The sequence below is a fragment of the Arthrobacter sp. ok909 genome (assembly GCF_900104405.1).
Lineage (GTDB): Bacteria > Actinomycetota > Actinomycetes > Actinomycetales > Micrococcaceae > Arthrobacter > Arthrobacter humicola.
This window is the reverse complement of record NZ_FNJS01000018.1, coordinates 55,382-71,712: the sequence shown is the minus strand read 5'-3', so window position 1 is coordinate 71,712 and position 16,331 is coordinate 55,382. Positions and strand designations below refer to the sequence as shown.

The window sequence follows — 16,331 nt, the reverse complement described above, 5'->3', positions numbered from 1 at the left end:
TTGTGCCGTTGCCGGGTCTTCGACAATCTGCTCCAGTGCCGGGAACCAGCCTGTCGCGGACTGTATCCGCGGGAAAAGAGGCTAAGGTCCCTTAGTGTCTGGCGGGTGAGACCGGACCGGTGAGACTCAACCCCTGGAACTGAATCCGTACGACAAAAACGGCCGCACCAAACCCGCACGACCCCCGTCCGTGCCGGGCGCTACATTGGGAGCATGACTGACAAGCACCCTGCGCAGTTTCCACCGGATGCCGGCGAGCCCGTGCGGCTGAATGCGCGGGTGTCCGGTGTGGTCCAGGCGGTCGGCTTCCGGTACTGGACGGTGCGGAAGGCCGAGGACCTCGGGCTGACCGGCACTGTCAGGAACAACGATGACGGCTCCGTGGGCATTGTGGCGGAGGGGCCGCAGCCTGTGGTGCTGGAGTTGCGGCGCTGGCTGCGCTCGTCGGAGGCGCCGGGCCGGGTGGAGGACGTCCAGGAGTCCGTCTCGGCGGCGACGGGGGCGTTTACTAGTTTCCGGGTGGTGTACTGAGCGTCAGCAACCCGTGGCCCAGGACGGCTTTGCGGGATAGCGTCCGGTAGCCCTCGCGGTCGAACAACACGGTGAGGAGGTCGCCGTCGTGCCCCATCACCAGGCCCGGACCCCAGAGGGCATGCTCCACGCGGGAGTTCAGCGGGAACGCCTCAACGCCGGTGGCGGAAATGCCGGCGGAAACACCGGCGGCAGAAACACAGTCGGTGGCGGCCCCGCCGTTGTGCTGGTTCGGTACCGCGGTGCCTTCCGTGCAGGTGTCGCAGTTCCCGCAAGGCTCGGGCAGGTCCTCGCCGAAGTAGCCGAGCAGGAACTGGCGGCGGCAGCGGCGCGTTTCGGCATAGCTGCGGATCATCGCGATGCGGGACTTATCCACGCGCTCGCGGGCTGCGGCGAGCTCGACGGCGCGCTCCACCACGCAGGCGGGCTCCGGCGCCGGGTCTAGCGCCACCTCGAGCCGGACACCGTCGTGGTGTGCCCTGACCGCACCGGTGTCCTGCAACTGGTTCAGCAGGCCGGTGATCCGCCGGGCGGGGAAGCCTGTCCACTCGGCCAGCGTCTGTGGCGGGAGCGGCCGGCCGGCCTCGCGCAGCACCGTGAGGACTGCCAGCAGCGAGGCCTCGTCCGGAGTGTGGGTGGCGAAGTAGCGCCGCAGGCCGAGGTCCTCGGAACGGTAGTGCAGCACTGCGACGGCGGGCTGCCCGTCCCGTCCGGCGCGGCCGATCTGCTGGTAGTAGCTGTCCAGCGATTCGGGGATGTCGGCGTGGATGACGAAACGGACGTCGGGCTTGTCGATCCCCATGCCGAAGGCGGTGGTGGCCACCACGACGTCCAGGCGGCCGTCAAGGAACTGCTCGTGGACCAGCTCCCGCTCGGACGGCGTGCGGCCTGCGTGATACGCCGCCGCGCGGAGGCCGTTCCGGGCCAGTCTCACGGCGTACTTCTCGGTGTCCTTCCGCTTGGCGGCGTACACCAGCCCGGGCCCGCGCCCGGGCTTCGCGGGGACCGGACCGGGGACTCCTTCTAGAAGGACTTCGGCGGCGTGCCCGGTGACGAGTTCGGTGACCTGGCTGACGACGGCGAGGCGCTTCTCCTTGTCCTCATGGTGGCGGTGCACTTCGAGGCGGATGTTGGGCCGGTCGAAGCCGTGGACCAGGACGAGGGGGGCGGTCATGCCGAGGCGGGCCAGGATCTCCTCGCGCACGGGGGGAGAGGCAGTGGCCGTCAGGGCCGCGGTGGTCGGGTTGCCGAGGCGCTCGCGGACCTCGCCGAGCCGGAGGTAATCCGGCCGGAAATCGTGGCCCCAGGAGGAGACGCAGTGGGCCTCGTCCACCACGAACAGGGCGATGTTGAGCGCAGCGATCCGCTCCACTGTGCTGGTCTTGGCGAGCTGTTCCGGGGCGAGAAAGAGGAACGCCGCCTCGCCGGTTTCCACCGCCCGCCAGGCGTGCTCCTGCTCCGCGGCGCTGTGTGAGGAGTTGACCGCGACGGCGGCGCCCGGCCCCGCTGCGTCCCGCAAGCCGTCCAGCTGGTCCTCCTGCAGGGAAATCAGCGGGGACACGACGACGGTGGGCCGCTGCTGGCGGCGGTGCAGCAGGAGGGCGGGGACCTGGTAGATGGCCGACTTCCCGTAGCCGGTGGGCATGACGGCGAGGACGTCCCGGCCGGCGGCGAGGGCGCGCATCCCGGTGAGCTGGCCCTCGCGGAGGTGCGCCAGACCAAAGGCCACGTCCGCGAGGTGGCGGAGGTCGGCGTCGTCGTTCACTGGAAGCTGGGGCGGCGGGAGCTGGAGCGCTGGGGGCGCTGGAACCGGGGGCGCCGGAACCGGGGGCGCCGGGGCGTCCGGTACCGGCGGATCCGCGCTGGAAGCGACGGCCTCGGTCATGATTGCAGCTCCGTTGCGACAGTTTGCGGTGAGGCGGGGCGGCCATGGTGCGGGCCGTTGATTTCAGGGTAGGACGTGCCGCGAGAGTTACGAAACGTGCGAGGCGCTGATGGCAGGGCGGGTGCGGGCTGTACGGGGCAAAGGGCCCTCGGCAGGGAACGTGTTTCTGAGTAGGGTGGCCCCATGCAGAAGATATCGCTTGATGCCCTTGCCCGGCAGCAGATTGCAGCTGCGGTGGCGGCCCCCAGCGGACGTGCGGCAGATACTGCGTTTGGCGGGCATGAGAAAGTCCTGCGCCAGACCGTCATGGCATTCAGGGCGGGGACGCAGTTGAGCGAGCATCAGAACCCCGGCGAAGCGACCGTGTTTGTGCTCCGCGGCTGTGTCCGGCTTCGGGCCGGCAACGAATCCTGGCAGGGCAAGTCCGGCGATCTGCTGATCGTGCCCGACGGGCTGCACAGCCTGGAAGCGGAAGAGGACTCGGCGATCCTGATGACCGTGGCCAAAATCAATACCTGACGGCACAGCCGCAGGCGGGGAGACCGGTCGATCGACCAGGGGCCGGATTACCGCAAGGAGCAGGATATGACTGTCATTCCTTTCGAAGATGTCCCACAGACCCGGCGGTGGTGGGCGAGGGGCGCTTACCTCGCGGTCGTCTGCGCGGCGCTCGTCCCGTTGGCGGCTGCGGGTTTGGCTGGCACTATTGCCCTGCTCCTGACGGGCGCCGGCGCCCTCGTGGTGACCGTGGCGGGGATTTACTGGTTCCTCATCAGCCGCGGTGTGTTGCGCTGGTGCGCGTTGGGGCTGGCGGTGCTCGCCCCGCTGGTGGTGTTGTTCCTGTTCGTTCAGGCCGGCCTCCTGTGGGAGGTCATGGTCACCGTGGGTCTGGTGTTTGTTGCGTTGGTGTGTGCCCGCGCGGCCCTCCGGGAGAGCAGGGAAGGCTCAAAGATGCCCGAGTACCCCGCTCCCACCTGGCGGCATGCCTTCCTGGTGATGAATCCGCGTTCCGGCGGGGGCAAGGTGGTGAAGTTCGACCTCCAACGGAAGGCGGAGGAACTCGGCGCCGAGGTGGCGCTGCTCGAGGGCCCGGGCCCGGTGGATGTCGATGCGCTGGCCCGGCAGGCGGTGGAGCGCGGGGCTGATCTGCTCGGCGTCGCCGGCGGTGACGGAACCCAGGCGCTCGTGGCCGGCATCGCGGCCGAGCACAACCTTCCATTCCTGGTGATCAGCGCCGGTACCCGCAACCACTTCGCCCTCGATCTCGGGCTGGACCGGGAGGATCCGACCGGCTGCCTGGATGCCCTCCGCGACGGGGTGGAGCTAAACGTGGACCTCGGCAAGATCAATGGCCGCACCTTCGTCAACAACGCCTCCTTCGGCGTGTACGCGGAGGTGGTGCAGAGCCCGGAGTACCGCGACGACAAGACCGGCACCGTCCTGCAGATGCTTCCGGACCTGATCAAGGGGGACAAAGGCACGCGGCTGCGAGCCCAGCTGGACGGCGTGACGGTGGACGGGCCGCAGGCGGTGCTGGTGAGTAACGGCCCCTACGGCAGCAACGACCTCGCGGGCCTGGGCCGCCGGACCCGGCTGGACCGCGGCGTGCTCGGCGCGGTGACGATTTCCGCCGCGACCACCCGTGAAGCCGTGGGTCTCTTGCGCCGCGCGACCAAGCACGGGCTGATCCAACGCGCCGCGGCGGAGGTGGTGGTTGACGCAGACGTGCCCGCAATTCCCGTGGGCGTGGACGGCGAGGCCCTGCAGATGAGCACGCCTGTGCGGTGCACCATCGAACCCGGTGCCCTGCGGGTCCTGGTTCCGCGGAAACGTCCCGGCGTCCCGCCTGCCCAGCCGGCGCTGGACCTGGTCCGGCTCCGTGAGCTGGCGTGGGGGCACCGAGACGCAGGGTCCACGGCGTCCGCGTCTTCGGCCCCGCAGGCCGAACGATAACGCAAGCACGCAACGGGAGGCCCTCATTGAAATTCAGCGACGCCAGGCAGCTTATCCAGGTCAAGGCTCCCGTATTGTCCCGCCAACGGCGTGTTCTGGCTGGCGCCTACAACGTCGAGGAATACCGGAAATCGGCAAAGAAGGTCTTGCCGGCAGGGATCTTCGACTACCTCGACGGTGGATCTGAAGACGAAGTGACGCTCCGCCGCAACCGCGCCGTCTTCGACTCCTGGGCACTGATGCCCAGTTGGGGCCCGGTGTCCGGACCCGACACGACGACGACCCTCCTCGGAAAGGGCAGTGCCCTGCCGCTTACCTTGACCCCCACCGGTGCCACCAGGCTGTTCCATCCCGAGGGAGAGCTGGCCGTCGCGGCGGCCGCGGACCGGGCCCGCATCCCCTACGGACTGGCCGGGTTGAGCACTGTGGCCATGGAAACGATCGCAGAGCGCCACCCGTCCCTTGACCGCTGGTTCAACTTTGGGCTCACCTCCGATCCCCAGGCGATGAAGGACAAACTGGCGCGCTGTGACGCCGCGGGGTTCACCACCCTGATTGTCGGCGTCGATACGCGGGCGCTGGGTTCCAGGGAGCGGGACCTGCACAACGGTTTCACCGCACCTCCCGCGCTGACGCTGTCAACCATTGCGGACATCGCCCGACGTCCGTCCTGGTGGATCAACTTCCTGAAGTCGGATGGAATCAGTTTTCCCAATCTGGATCCGCGCAGTGCCGCGGCCACCTCTGTGGTTACCCCGTCCATGTGGCAGGACATCCTTGGCCACTCGGATGCGACCAGCGGATGGACGGAACTGGAAGCCTTGCGGCAGGCGTGGCACGGCAAGATCGTGCTCAAAGGCTGCGTCAACCCGGCCGACGTGGCGAAGGCCTCCCGTATTGGTCTGGACGCCGTCCAGCTGAGCAATCATGGCGGACGCCAGCTCGACCACATGCTGAGCCCCATGGATGTCCTTCAGGAATCGCGGCAGCGCGTGGGCGATTCGATCGAGATCTATGTGGACTCCGGCATCCGCCGGGGGAACGACATCCTCAAGGCGTTGGCACTCGGAGCGGATGCCTGTGCGATCGGCAGGGCCTACCTTTACGGATTGGTGGCGGCCGGCTCACCGGGTGTCGGGCGCATCATTGAGATCCTCGCAGATGAACTCCGGCGTACGATGACGTTAGTGGGCGTTTCCAGCATTTCCGAGTTGAAAGCTCGAGGCGGGGAAATTCTTCGGGACATTCGTCATTCCGGAGAAATCCTTGAAACAAGAGCGTCAGGTGACACGAATTGATCAGTTCTGAACTAGCAGTTACGTAGTGCCCTTCCGCAGCGTTGCGGGAGCCTAGAGGATCTTTGAACAGCTAAGGAAACCATGCGCATCCGATACCTTCTTCCCGTTCTCACCATAGCTACGGCGATGTCCCTCTCCGGCTGTGTCAACAACAGTGAACCAACCCCCTCTGGCGGCGCATCCGGATCTACAGACGCCATCGATGTGAAAAAGAATGATTCCATTGCCGCGTCGCTTCCGGAGAAAATGAAGAGTTCCGGTGTGCTCAATGTCGGCATGGCCAACAACTACCCGCCCAACGAGTTCAAGGACGATAACGGTGCGCCGGCTGGCTGGTCTGTGGACCTCACCAATGCCCTGGGCAAGGTTATGGGCTTGAAGGTCAATTTCGACATCGGCACCTTCGACAACATTCTTCCTGCCGTCAAAGCGGGGAAGGATGACATGGGAATGTCCTCGTTCTCGGACACGCTGGAACGCGAAAAGCAGGTGGATTTTGTGAACTACTACTCTGCCGGCATCCAATGGGCCGCCCCCAAGGGCAAGACCGTGGACCCGACCAACGCCTGCGGGCTCAAAGTCGCTGTCCAGGCAACCACCTATGAGGACACGCATGAGGTGCCGGCCAAGTCGAAGGCCTGCACAGACGCAGGGAAGCCGGCGATCACCATCTTCAAGTACGACGCGCAGGACCAGGCGACCAACGCCCTTGTGGTGGGACAGGTCGACGCGATGAGTGCCGATTCGCCAGTGACCCTTTATGCGATCTCCAAGACCAAGGACAAGCTGCAGACCGCCGGCGATGCCTTTGAGGTGGCGCCGTACGGCATCCCTGTGGCCAAGGGCAGTGAATTCACGCCGGTCCTCCAGAAGGCGTTGCAGGCGCTGATCGACGACGGCACGTACAACAAGATCCTGACCAAGTGGGGAGTGGAAGCCGGCGGCATCAAGACGGCGGCACTCAACGTGGCAGCCAAAGGATGATAGTAAATGAGCGAGCCGGAATCCGGCAGGATGATTGAGTCGGAACCTGACGGGAAGCCGCGAGCCCGCGCAGGACAGGACACGGACGACGCGCCGGCGGAGGCGATCGTTGCGATCCCGCTGCGTCATCCGTGGCGGATCTTCATTGCCGTGGTCCTGGTGCTCGGGTTGGCGGTCTTTGTGCTCGACGCCGCCCAGCGCTCCGACTATGGCTGGCCGGACGTGGGAAAGTACATTTTCGACCGCCGGATCAGCCAGGCCGCGTGGGTGACGTTGTGGCTGACCGTCTACGCGATGATCGGCGCGATCGTCATCGGGCTGCTGCTGGCCATCATGCGGCTCTCACCGAACCCGGTGCTGAAGAGCATTGCCTGGCTGTATATCTGGATCTTCCGTGGCACCCCCGTCTACGTGCAGCTCGTGTTCTGGGGCATCGTGTCCCTGATCTATCCGCGGTTCACGCTGGGGATTCCGTTCATGACACCCTGGGTCACCCTCCCGAACGATATTTTCACGAACTTGTTCATCACCGCCGTGATCGGGCTGGCCCTGAACGAGGCCGCCTACATGTCTGAAATCGTGCGTGCCGGCCTGCTGTCAGTGGACGAGGGCCAGGCAGAGGCCTCGACGGCCCTGGCGATGTCCTGGGGGCAGACGATGCGGTACGTCGTGGTTCCGCAGGCCATGAAGATCATCATTCCGCCGACCGGCAACGAAGTGATTTCGATGCTCAAAACCACGTCCCTGGTGGCCGCGATTCCCTTGAGCATTGACCTTTACGGGGTTTCCCGTGGCATTTCGGCGGTGACGTTCACCCCCGTGCCGCTGCTGATTGTGGCTTCCCTCTGGTACCTGCTCTTCACCTCCATCCTGATGGTCGGCCAGCACTTCATTGAAAAGCGGTTCTCCCGGGGAACAGGGCGGCTCAAGGAAGGCAAGGAACCCGCGGGACCCGAGCCGGGACCGCCGACCGGGCCTGCCGGCCCGGGGGCACCGCTCAGTACTGATGCTGGAGGTAAGGGATGACGGGCGTGCCAATGGTCCTTGCCGAGAAGGTTTCCAAGAATTTCGGCTCCAACAAGGTCTTGCGCGGAATCAGCCTGAAGGTCGACCCGGGGGAGGTCCTCTGCATGGTGGGGCCCAGCGGTTCGGGCAAGTCGACGTTCCTGCGGTGCATCAACCACCTGGAAGTGGTTGATGGCGGTCGTCTTTCGGTCGACGGACAGCTGGTCGGCTATCGGCAAAAAGGAGACAAGCTCTACGAGCTCAAGCTCAAGGAAGCGGCTTTCCAACGCCAGGAAATCGGGATGGTCTTCCAAAGATTCAACCTGTTTCCGCACCTGACTGCGTTGGAGAACATCACCCTGGCCCCTATGCGGGTGAAGAAGATTTCCAAGGCCGCGGCCACTGCCCGGGCCGTGGAACTTCTGGAGCGCGTGGGGCTGGCGGACAAGGGCGATGCCTATCCGGCGCACCTTTCGGGCGGGCAACAGCAGCGGGTGGCCATTGCCCGCGCCTTGGCCATGGATCCGAAGCTGATGCTCTTCGACGAGCCGACAAGCGCCTTGGACCCGGAGCTGGTGGGCGAGGTCCTGGACGTCATGAAGGGACTGGCCAAGAGCGGCATGACCATGATTGTGGTGACCCACGAGATGGGGTTCGCCCGCGAGGTGGCGGACACGCTGGTATTCATGGATGAAGGTGTGGTGGTGGAAGCCGGGCCTCCCCGCCAGATCCTGAGCGACCCGCAGCATGACCGGACCAAGGCCTTCCTTTCCAAAGTCCTGTAACGCGTCACAGGGTTTCCGGGCACCGGCGGGTATGGGACAGACTGTTGCCGTGAGCAACTCTCCCCGGACGGGCATCGCCGTCGCCGGACTTAGCCTCGGCACGGCACTGAACCCGCTGAACTCCTCGATGATCGCCGTCGCCCTTGTGGTGCTGCGCGCGGACTTCGGGCTCGACGTCGCCACCGTCACCTGGGTGATTACGGCGTTCTACCTCACTTCCGCTGCGGGCCAGCCGCTCATGGGGCGGCTGGCGGATCGCTTTGGCCCGCGCCGGCTGTTCATGCTCGGCATGGCCCTGGTGGCAGTGACGTGCGCGCTGGCTCCCTTCGCGCCGAACTTTGCCCTGCTTTGCGTGGCCCGTGCCTTCATGGCGCTGGGTACCGCGACCGCCTTTCCGAGCGCCGTCGTCATGGTCGCGGCGCTGGCACGGCAAGCGAACGTGAAGTCCACGCGGCCGCTGGGCCGGATCCAGATGGCCAACACCTCCGCTGCCGCCGTCGGGCCGGTGGTGGGTGGGCTGCTGGTGAGCCTGGTCGGGTGGCAGGCGCTGTTCCTGATCAACGTCCCCCTCTCGCTCGCGGCCATCCTGCTGGTCCGGCGGTTTGCGCCCGCCGACGAAGGACGGGAACGCGGCAGGGCCTCCGAGCTGCTGCGGGACTCGGACATCCCGGGCGTTCTGGCCTTCCTGGGCACCATGGTGCTGGTGATGATGGCGCTCCTGAACGTGCTGCCTGCCTACCGCTGGTGGCTGCTCGGTGGCGGGATGCTGCTCGCCATGCTGTTTGTCTGGCGCGAGCTGCGGTTCAAGCCGCCGTTCCTGGACCTGCGGCTGCTGGGCCGCAACCGGCCGCTGCTTCTGGTCTATCTGGGCTTCGCGGTGTTCAGCGGCGTGTACTACTTCGCGTTCTTCGGTCTCCCGCAGCTGCTGCAGGAAGCCGGCGGTTACGATCCCGGCATCGTGGGGCTGCTGATGTTGCCGCTGGCTGCGATGTCGGTGGTGGTGACGCCGTTCGCGGTCCGTGCGATTGACCGTTTCGGCGTGAAGCGGGTGCTGATCGCCGGCGTCGTGCTGCTGATTGTGGCGTCGGGGGCGATGTGGCTGCTGACGGCGTCGTTCGCCATTCCGCTGGTGTTTGGGCTGACCGCCCTGCTGGGCGTGCCCTACGGCGTGGTCGGCATAGCCTCCAGCCAGGGCATGTACCTCTCCACCCGGATGGAGGAGCGCGGCGTGGCCGCCGGGATCTACCAGACTTGCCGGTACCTTGGGGCGATCACGGCCACTGTGCTGATCGGCATCTTCTACGGCACCGGCGTCAACCAGGAGAACTGGGGGCTGATGGTGTTCGTCATGCTGGGGCTGGGTGCTGTGGTGCTTGTGGTGTCCCTGCTGTGGCGGGAGCGGGAGAAAGCCTAGGGTTGCTGTTCCTCCGTCAACGCGCCTCGGCCGGTACGGCTGAGTCCGCGGCGGGCTCCTGCGTCTGCTTCCGGGCGACGCCGCCGGCGACGGCCACGCCCGTGGTGAGCAGTGCGGTGAGCAGCACGCCGTAGCCCGGATGGACGTGGAGCAGGGCCGCACCGGCGGCGGCACCGGCCAGGATGAGCACGACGGCGCCAAAGCGGCGGCCTGCCTGGGCGCCCTTGCCTCCGCCGAGGCGGGAATCGGCGGCCAGCCCGGTCAGCGTCGAGGTCACCACCACGGTGGTGACGTCCTTGACGCTCAGGTGCCGGGCCGTGGCCGCCTGGATCCCCATCGCGACCGCCAGCGCGCCCGTGATCGCCAGGGTGACGGGGTCGCCGGCATGCGGGGCGTGGAAGAACAGCACGACGGCGACCGCCGCCATCGTGACGCCGACGGCGGTCAGCAGGGCCGTGGTCCGCCGGCTCCAGCCTGCCGCTTCGGGCCGAAGGGCACGGCCGGCGATCACAGCGCCGAGCATAAAGCAGGCCAAAGCAATCGAGGGCCCTACGACGGGCAGGTGGTCGGCGCCGATCAGGGCCATGCCCAGGATGACGACGTTGCCGGTCATGTTGCCGGTGAAGACCCGGTCCAGGCCCAGATAGCCGACGGCGTCGATGACCCCGGTGGAGAACGTCAGCACGAGCATGAGGAACAGGTGCAGCCGGGCCTGATCGGCGGACTTCAGTCGTCTAAGCATGGGTCATCCTTTCTCGAGCCGCAGTCAGCTGATGGCGGCTGCGGTCAGCTGCTCGCCGTTGAGGTATTCGAGTTCCCAGCCGTCGACGGCGTGGTGGTGGACCAGGTTCAGCGCGGCGTTGTCGATGCTCTGCAGCGTGCGGCCCACCGCCCGGCCGAGGCTCAAGCGGATAAGCGTGCCGTGGGCGACCACGAGGACGCGGCGGCCGGGGAACTCCTCGGCCAGGGCCTCCAGGGCTGCCAACCCGCGGTTGGCTGCGTCGTCGTCGCTTTCGGCGCCGAGGAAACCCTCGGGGGTGCGCAGGGCCTCCAGTTCGGGGCCGGCCTGCAGGCCTTCGGCGGGTCCGAAGTGGCGCTCGGTGAGCTTCGGGACGCGGCGTGTCACGCTGAGTCCGAGCCCTGCGGCGATCAGGTCGGCCGTTTCCGCGGCGCGGCTCAGCGGCGAGGATACGACTGCGTCCCATTCGTAACCGGACAGCGTGGCGACGGCATCCCGTGCCTGGCCGCGGCCGACGTCGTTCAGCGGAATGTCGGTGGATCCCTGCAGCCGGCGCTGCGCATTCCAGTCGGTCTGGCCATGACGGATGAGCGCAAATGTCGTAAGGGTCATGCGTCCATTCTGCCCTGAGCGGGGATTGGCCCGGGAAATCGATGTAACACGACGATGGCGGGGGGCCTGCACCGGGGGAACGTTCACAAGTTGCACAGTCACGCCGGTCTGCCTGAAGAGGTCAACCCCACGACCGGCTCGTACTATTCAACTGATCTCTACGGCTTCACCGCTCACGATAATCCCGCCGGTTGGGGGAATGTCGACGGTGAGCATGCTCGGGCGGCCGACATGGCTGCCTTGGTGCACAACGACGCGGGTGGGCGGCTCCACAAGTGAAAGCAAGCGGAGGTATCCGCCGAAAGCAGCTGCAGCCGAACCGGTCGCCGGATCTTCGGTGATGGTGCCCACCGGAAAGAGGTTGCGCGAGTCGAACTCACCCGGCCCCATCTCGTAGAGCGTCGTGACGGTGCCGGCCCAGTTCTGGGCGTCCATCAGGGTGCGCATGGGACGCGGATCGAAAACGAACGAGTCAAAGGCCTTGCGTTCCGCGAAGACGAGAATAGGGTGCCAGTTTCCGGCAAAGGCGATCATCGGAGGGTACGCCGGGTGCAGCTCGCCCCGGCCCACTCCGAGCAACCCGAGGAGGGTGCTCAGAACATCGTCGGTGAACTCGGACACTCGCGGCTCCACGCTCGTGAAGCTTGCCGTCACCGCTGAGCCTTGGCCTGCAGTCTCGATCGCGACAGGCCCCACCGGGGTGTCGAAAACAAAGGTCCCCGTACCGTCACGTCGTGACAGTGCCACGGCCAAAGCAATCGTGGCATGGCCGCAAAACGGCACCTCGGCAATCGGGGAGAAGTACCGCACACGGTTTCGGCGGGAGTCCGCGTCAACCGATACCTCCGTTACAAAGACCGTCTCGGCATACCCGACGTCGGCCGCGATGGCCTGCATCCGGGCGTCATCGAGTCGGGTTGCGTCCAGGACGACTCCCGCCGGATTTCCGCCGTCGGGGGTGGTGGTGAAGGCGGCATAGCGCAGGACTTCCGTGGTCTGTTCCATTCGGACATCGTCGCACAGCGGTCCAGATGGCGGAGACCGCCATGAGCCCTGCTGGCCGTACTTTTCTAGGCGTGGGCGTCCGTGACAACGCGAAGTTTCTCAAATGAGTCAGCCCAGCCGCCGCGGTGCAGTTCAAGGCGTTCGTCCGTCAGGAACGGTCCCTGCGAGAGCGCCAAGCGCGTGGCATCGCCTTCCGTCCCGAGCGAGAGATCGACGACGGTTTCACGGTCATCGGGAGTGGGTTCCTCCCACTCGAAGGTGTAGACAAGGCGCCACGGCGGGTCGATTTCCAGGAACTTGCCGGAGAGGTGGAAGGTCTCGCCGTCGGGCGGCGTCATGGTGAGGCGGTAGCGGCCGCCCACCGCAAGGTTGAGTTCCGCCTCGGGGATGGCGAAGCCGTGCGGGCCCCACCACTTCACCAATTCGGCTGGCTCGGTCAACATTCTGAAAATGCGTTCACGGGGCGCGTTGAGCGTGCATTCCAGGTTCAGGACCAGCCCGCGAGGTTGCTCGTTCATTCTTCAACTCTGGCACCGGGCGGGCGCTGACGGGAGCGGTGTTGCCGACACGGCGGCGCTGCGCGCAAGACGTCAGCCGGATACCAAGGGGCCCTATTTCCGCAGACCCACATCGGTCCATAATGGCCACATAACTTCGGGGATCCCTCACGCTGACGATAGGTGGCGCGGCGTTGAAGAGTCCCAGGTGGCTGCCCCGGCTTTGCGCAAGGGACGGTCACGGGCTCCGGACAAGGATTCCGGGGACCGAAACCGGGGGAGCAACGCCGTCGCTGCGAACATCAACGCACTGAAGGGAATCATCATGCTCAAGGATTCAAACATCATGGCTGTCCTCCCCGCGAAGGACATCAACAGGGCGAAGGAGTTTTACCGGGACAAGCTGGGCATAGAACCCTCCGAATCCATGGAGGAGGGCAGCGTGATGTACAGCTGCGGCCAAGGAACCCGCTTCCTTGTTTACCAGACAGAGAATGCAGGGACAGCCAAGAACACCCAGTTGGGCTGGGAAACGGACAATCTCGAACGCGAGATGGAGGAACTGCGAGGTCGCGGCGTCGTCTTTGAAGATTACAATTTTCCCGGCCTGAAGACGGAGAACGGCATTGCCACCGCTAGCTGGGGGAAGGCAGCCTGGTTCCTGGACAGCGAGGACAACATCATCAGCATCTCCCAGCGCTCGTAGGCCGCGTCTGACACCGATCAACGACTCATAACATCGCTACCGCCGGCAACGGAGCCGGAGGGAACCGGACCGCGCCTTCAAGGCGGGAGCCGGTTTCGAGCCTGACGTCGCCGCTGGACAGGGCAACGAGCGCGTTCAGAACAGCAGGGTTCGCAGCGGCGGCTACCCGCACCCTAGTTCGTGTCGGGTTTCCCACCCCGGAGGTGCCGGTGGTGCAGCTCGTAGCTGTCGAACACATCGGAAGATGTGGCTCCTGAATGGCCGAATTTGCCGCGAAGGACCTCCGCGAGTCCGTCCAGCGCCGCGTGGAGCATCCGTCCAGCGAACTGCAGTTCACCGCTCTCGCTGCGCTGGGCCTGGGATGCCAGCTCCTGGGCGTAGGCCACCGTGGCGGGCAAGGAACCGCGCTGCTCGATTTCACGGAAGTAGTAGGTTTCATGGAACGCAAGCAGGTCTATGGTCACCGTAGCCACGTTTCCGGCAATTGCCTCCAGCAATCCGGTAGCGTGACTGGGCTCCATGTCCAATACACCGGCCGGACCGGCAGCCTCCCTGAACAGAGTCAGCTGGTGGGCAAGGGCCCGGCGGCGGTTCAGGGCCGGGAACGTCTGCAGGATCCAGGTGACCGTTGCTGTCAGCAAGCCGAAACCGGTGACGGCCTGGAGGGCGACAACCAGCCTGAGCACCGGATCCGTTGCCACGATATCGCCAAACCCCACGGTGGAGAGAGTGACCATGGAGATGTAGAGGGCTTCGGCAAAGTCGGCCCGCAGTGGAACTCCGGCTCCGTATACAAAGCCGTCCGTCAGATGGGGCAGGTATAGCAGAGCCCAGCCGATGGCCGCCAAGCCTGCCCAGGCACCAATGACGGCGGCCATCGCCAAGGGGGCCGCGATGAAGGAGCCCCGGCCCCGCAGTCTTCTCGATACAAGCCAGAATCCGCGCATGATCGCCCGGCCCAGAGGACCGGAACCGTGCGGATAAAGGAGCGTACGAAAGACGTCAACGAGCATCAGCAGAATCAGCCCGGCCCCCAGAACCGTCCAGAGCGTGTCCTCGAAGTCCATGCCTCATCTTAGAGGCGGCACTTCCTGAGGAGCAGCCGGCGTGCGACCATCAAAGTGCCGGGAGCCCGTGGGCGCGTCGGCAGTATCGGTTTCCTCGCGCAGAGTGAACCGGAATGACGTCAAGGGGGAGCGTCGTGGGTGGAGTGTCTGGGCCTAATGGAAGGGCCCTGGCGCGCTGGGCCAGAACCGCCGTCGTCGTTTATCTGTCGGCGACGGTTGCCGTTGTGGTAGCGGCGCTGCTTAGCAGAGGCTTCGCGCTGGACCTGGATGCCGGGTTCAAGGAGGGACTGCTGCTCGCCCTGGTGGTTCTGACACTGCCCGTTTCGTTCGCGTATTTCGTCATCGGCACTCTTGGCTCAGGCACCGTATTGAGCCTGACTACGGTCCTCTATTATCTCGGATACTTACTCCTTGCGGTGGTCAACGCGGGTGTCTTCCGGTGGCTTGTCCTGAGCGCCCGGAGGCGAACACTGGTTTCGGCCGCCGGCACGCCCGGCGCCTCGGCTCAGTATCCGCGGGTGACGCTGCGCGGGGTCACTCCGGACGTCAGGAAGCTCTGGTGGGCGGTGCCGCTGGCAGTTCTGCTGAGTCTTCCGCAGTGGATGGTGGCGAGTTTTGCCTGGTGCGGGATCAGCGGTTGCAGCGGCGGAGGCTTCGGGGTGGCCACCGGGTCCGAGTGGATCGCGGTCATCCTGAGCGTCGTCAACGGCGTCATCCTGGCAGTGACCGTGTTCGCAGTGCGCTGGCTGTATCCCACCCGGAAGCGTGCCCTCATTGCCTTGGCGGCCGGGACGTTGTTCGGCTTGGTGGGTGCTGCTGTCACCCACGGGTAGCAGCCTGGTTTTGCGCCACGAACTCCAGCCCATCCCCTGGCTGCGAACACCGGCCCATCCCCGTGAAGAGTGCCGGATGACCCCACGCCGGGTTAGGGGCTGACCACCCGCCCGTTCTGGATCAGCACGTCCAGGTGGTCGCCGATATCGGCCAGCACTGCGATATCGGCAAGCGGGTCAGCGGACAGCGGACAGCATGTCGGCGTCCGCGCCCGGGGCGACGACGCCGATCTGGCCTTCGCGCCCCAGCAGCTGGGCCGCTGTCGTGGTTGCCGACCGGATGGCATCAATGGCCGACGGCCGCGGAAATGGCTGTCGTTGGCCAAGGCGTCGACTAAGGTGCGAGTTCTGAACTCCTTAGTCGGATGCTGCTGAGGTGCTCTCAATACCGAAGTGCCATAGTGCAGCGTCCAGGTCTTCAGCGCGCCACGCACGTGAGTCTGCAGCAGCGCGGATCACGGCCGACATGTTGGTGTAAGAGGTGTCCTCGATGCCTGCGGCCTCGGCCACTCTCCGAATCCGCACGTCAGTAGTCCCCTGGGTTGAGAGTCCACTGAGAACGTCGATGTAGTCCAGCGTCTTGGGGCTTACATGACGTACACCTGCGAGGGCATCACGAAATGCCGGCCGTTCTGCTGCGTCAGCGAGTCTGGCCCGGAGTTCCTCTACAGTTTCGACGCCCTGATCCTCAAAAACCCGCGTTAGGTCGTCTATCTGGGCAAGGCGCCCCGGCGACGGCCAATCGATGACTTCCGAGAGGCTTCCCGTCGCAAGACGTTTCCGGAACCCACTCGTGGTTTGTGCATCTGGCCAGGCGGCAACCAGAGCGTCAACGCGCGGCTTTACGGTTGTCTCGTAATTCTGCCGTCGCTGCAAGGAGGCATCGACAATAATCGCTCCGATGGAAGCCCAACCACGGCTGACCTCAGCAGAGGCGTCGATGCCGTGGGAGTCAATGAAGGCTAGGAGTTTGGCGGTGTCGCCGTCGGAAGTCATAGGTGAATACTTCCACGGAAA

General features: G+C 65.6%; 18 protein-coding genes. 10 read left to right on the top strand and 8 right to left on the bottom strand.

The genetic code is table 11. The annotated features are described in order from the left end of the window. Positions 1 to 213: 213 nt before the first annotated feature. Positions 214 to 531, top strand: coding sequence for an acylphosphatase (locus tag BLR03_RS14900; RefSeq protein ID WP_091253986.1), 318 nt, complete (start codon positions 214 to 216; stop codon positions 529 to 531). Here the strand turns inward: BLR03_RS14900 and BLR03_RS14895 are convergent. Then, positions 509 to 2,296, bottom strand: a complete 1,788-nt coding sequence (locus tag BLR03_RS14895) for a RecQ family ATP-dependent DNA helicase (protein ID WP_254788521.1) — start codon at positions 2,294 to 2,296, stop codon at positions 509 to 511. The two genes, BLR03_RS14900 and BLR03_RS14895, sit on opposite strands and share 23 nt — an antisense overlap. 303 nt (positions 2,297 to 2,599) lie before the next feature. Here BLR03_RS14895 and BLR03_RS14890 point away from each other — a divergent pair, with 303 nt between their 5' ends. The 7 genes from BLR03_RS14890 to BLR03_RS14860 all read left to right on the top strand — a co-directional run bounded on the left by BLR03_RS14890 (position 2,600) and on the right by BLR03_RS14860 (position 9,855). Beyond that, positions 2,600 to 2,935, top strand: a complete 336-nt coding sequence (locus BLR03_RS14890) for a cupin domain-containing protein (RefSeq protein WP_091253981.1) — start codon at positions 2,600 to 2,602, stop codon at positions 2,933 to 2,935. Between the two features lie 66 nt (positions 2,936 to 3,001). Further along, a complete protein-coding gene (locus BLR03_RS14885; protein ID WP_091253978.1) occupies positions 3,002 to 4,369 on the top strand; it encodes a diacylglycerol/lipid kinase family protein in 1,368 nt (455 codons plus the stop codon). A gap of 26 nt (positions 4,370 to 4,395) precedes the next feature. Next, entirely contained in the window at positions 4,396 to 5,667 is a 1,272-nt protein-coding gene (locus tag BLR03_RS14880; RefSeq protein WP_091253976.1) for an alpha-hydroxy acid oxidase, read from the top strand. 204 nt (positions 5,668 to 5,871) lie between these two features. After that, the gene (locus tag BLR03_RS14875) at positions 5,872 to 6,651 is read left to right on the top strand and encodes an ABC transporter substrate-binding protein (RefSeq protein WP_254788517.1); all 780 of its coding nucleotides are present in this window, start codon (positions 5,872 to 5,874) and stop codon (positions 6,649 to 6,651) included. 6 nt (positions 6,652 to 6,657) lie between these two features. Further along, a complete protein-coding gene (locus tag BLR03_RS14870) occupies positions 6,658 to 7,677 on the top strand; it encodes an amino acid ABC transporter permease (protein ID WP_091253970.1) in 1,020 nt (339 codons plus the stop codon). After that, positions 7,674 to 8,441, top strand: coding sequence for an amino acid ABC transporter ATP-binding protein (locus BLR03_RS14865; RefSeq protein WP_091253968.1), 768 nt, complete (start codon positions 7,674 to 7,676; stop codon positions 8,439 to 8,441). Before BLR03_RS14870 ends, BLR03_RS14865 begins: the two co-directional genes overlap by 4 nt. Positions 8,442 to 8,490: 49 nt before the next feature. Continuing rightward, on the top strand, positions 8,491 to 9,855 hold the full coding sequence (locus tag BLR03_RS14860) for an MFS transporter (protein ID WP_254788516.1): 1,365 nt from the start codon (positions 8,491 to 8,493) through the stop codon (positions 9,853 to 9,855). A 16-nt stretch (positions 9,856 to 9,871) separates the two neighbouring features. Here BLR03_RS14860 and BLR03_RS14855 read toward each other — a convergent pair whose 3' ends face one another. From BLR03_RS14855 to BLR03_RS14840, 4 genes are all read right to left on the bottom strand, one after another. Continuing rightward, positions 9,872 to 10,597, bottom strand: a complete 726-nt coding sequence (locus BLR03_RS14855) for a YoaK family protein (RefSeq protein WP_091253962.1) — start codon at positions 10,595 to 10,597, stop codon at positions 9,872 to 9,874. A 24-nt stretch (positions 10,598 to 10,621) separates the two neighbouring features. Further along, complete coding sequence (locus BLR03_RS14850; RefSeq protein WP_091253960.1) at positions 10,622 to 11,206, bottom strand: histidine phosphatase family protein; 585 nt, start codon at positions 11,204 to 11,206, stop codon at positions 10,622 to 10,624. A 147-nt stretch (positions 11,207 to 11,353) separates the two neighbouring features. After that, positions 11,354 to 12,211: a PhzF family phenazine biosynthesis protein gene (locus BLR03_RS14845; protein ID WP_091253958.1), complete on the bottom strand. Its 858-nt coding sequence runs from the start codon at positions 12,209 to 12,211 to the stop codon at positions 11,354 to 11,356. Between the two features lie 65 nt (positions 12,212 to 12,276). Next, complete coding sequence (locus BLR03_RS14840; protein WP_091253955.1) at positions 12,277 to 12,729, bottom strand: SRPBCC family protein; 453 nt, start codon at positions 12,727 to 12,729, stop codon at positions 12,277 to 12,279. Positions 12,730 to 13,033: 304 nt separating this feature from the next. Here BLR03_RS14840 and BLR03_RS14835 point away from each other — a divergent pair, with 304 nt between their 5' ends. Further along, a complete protein-coding gene (locus tag BLR03_RS14835; RefSeq protein WP_091254033.1) occupies positions 13,034 to 13,414 on the top strand; it encodes a VOC family protein in 381 nt (126 codons plus the stop codon). Between the two features lie 173 nt (positions 13,415 to 13,587). Here the strand turns inward: BLR03_RS14835 and BLR03_RS14830 are convergent, their stop codons facing one another. Next, a complete protein-coding gene (locus BLR03_RS14830; protein WP_091253953.1) occupies positions 13,588 to 14,481 on the bottom strand; it encodes a potassium channel family protein in 894 nt (297 codons plus the stop codon). A 143-nt stretch (positions 14,482 to 14,624) separates the two neighbouring features. On the opposite strand from BLR03_RS14830, the gene BLR03_RS14825 reads away from it, so the two are divergent. Continuing rightward, complete coding sequence (locus BLR03_RS14825; RefSeq protein ID WP_139184569.1) at positions 14,625 to 15,314, top strand: hypothetical protein; 690 nt, start codon at positions 14,625 to 14,627, stop codon at positions 15,312 to 15,314. 177 nt (positions 15,315 to 15,491) lie between these two features. On the opposite strand, the gene BLR03_RS24945 is transcribed toward BLR03_RS14825, so the two are convergent. Continuing rightward, entirely contained in the window at positions 15,492 to 15,596 is a 105-nt protein-coding gene (locus BLR03_RS24945) for a hypothetical protein (RefSeq protein ID WP_254788520.1), read from the bottom strand. Positions 15,597 to 15,671: 75 nt separating this feature from the next. Further along, entirely contained in the window at positions 15,672 to 16,310 is a 639-nt protein-coding gene (locus BLR03_RS14815; protein ID WP_091253949.1) for a hypothetical protein, read from the bottom strand. Positions 16,311 to 16,331: the final 21 nt, after the last annotated feature.

Coding starts and splice junctions, on each gene's coding strand:
- BLR03_RS14900 (WP_091253986.1), top strand. CDS start 214: ATGACTGACAAGCACCCTGCGCAGTTTCCACCGGATGCCGGCGAGCCC.
- BLR03_RS14890 (WP_091253981.1), top strand. CDS start 2,600: ATGCAGAAGATATCGCTTGATGCCCTTGCCCGGCAGCAGATTGCAGCT.
- BLR03_RS14885 (WP_091253978.1), top strand. CDS start 3,002: ATGACTGTCATTCCTTTCGAAGATGTCCCACAGACCCGGCGGTGGTGG.
- BLR03_RS14870 (WP_091253970.1), top strand. CDS start 6,658: ATGAGCGAGCCGGAATCCGGCAGGATGATTGAGTCGGAACCTGACGGG.
- BLR03_RS14865 (WP_091253968.1), top strand. CDS start 7,674: ATGACGGGCGTGCCAATGGTCCTTGCCGAGAAGGTTTCCAAGAATTTC.
- BLR03_RS14855 (WP_091253962.1), bottom strand. CDS start 10,597: ATGCTTAGACGACTGAAGTCCGCCGATCAGGCCCGGCTGCACCTGTTC.
- BLR03_RS14850 (WP_091253960.1), bottom strand. CDS start 11,206: ATGACCCTTACGACATTTGCGCTCATCCGTCATGGCCAGACCGACTGG.
- BLR03_RS14845 (WP_091253958.1), bottom strand. CDS start 12,211: ATGGAACAGACCACGGAAGTCCTGCGCTATGCCGCCTTCACCACCACC.
- BLR03_RS14840 (WP_091253955.1), bottom strand. CDS start 12,729: ATGAACGAGCAACCTCGCGGGCTGGTCCTGAACCTGGAATGCACGCTC.
- BLR03_RS14835 (WP_091254033.1), top strand. CDS start 13,034: ATGCTCAAGGATTCAAACATCATGGCTGTCCTCCCCGCGAAGGACATC.
- BLR03_RS14830 (WP_091253953.1), bottom strand. CDS start 14,481: ATGGACTTCGAGGACACGCTCTGGACGGTTCTGGGGGCCGGGCTGATT.
- BLR03_RS14815 (WP_091253949.1), bottom strand. CDS start 16,310: ATGACTTCCGACGGCGACACCGCCAAACTCCTAGCCTTCATTGACTCC.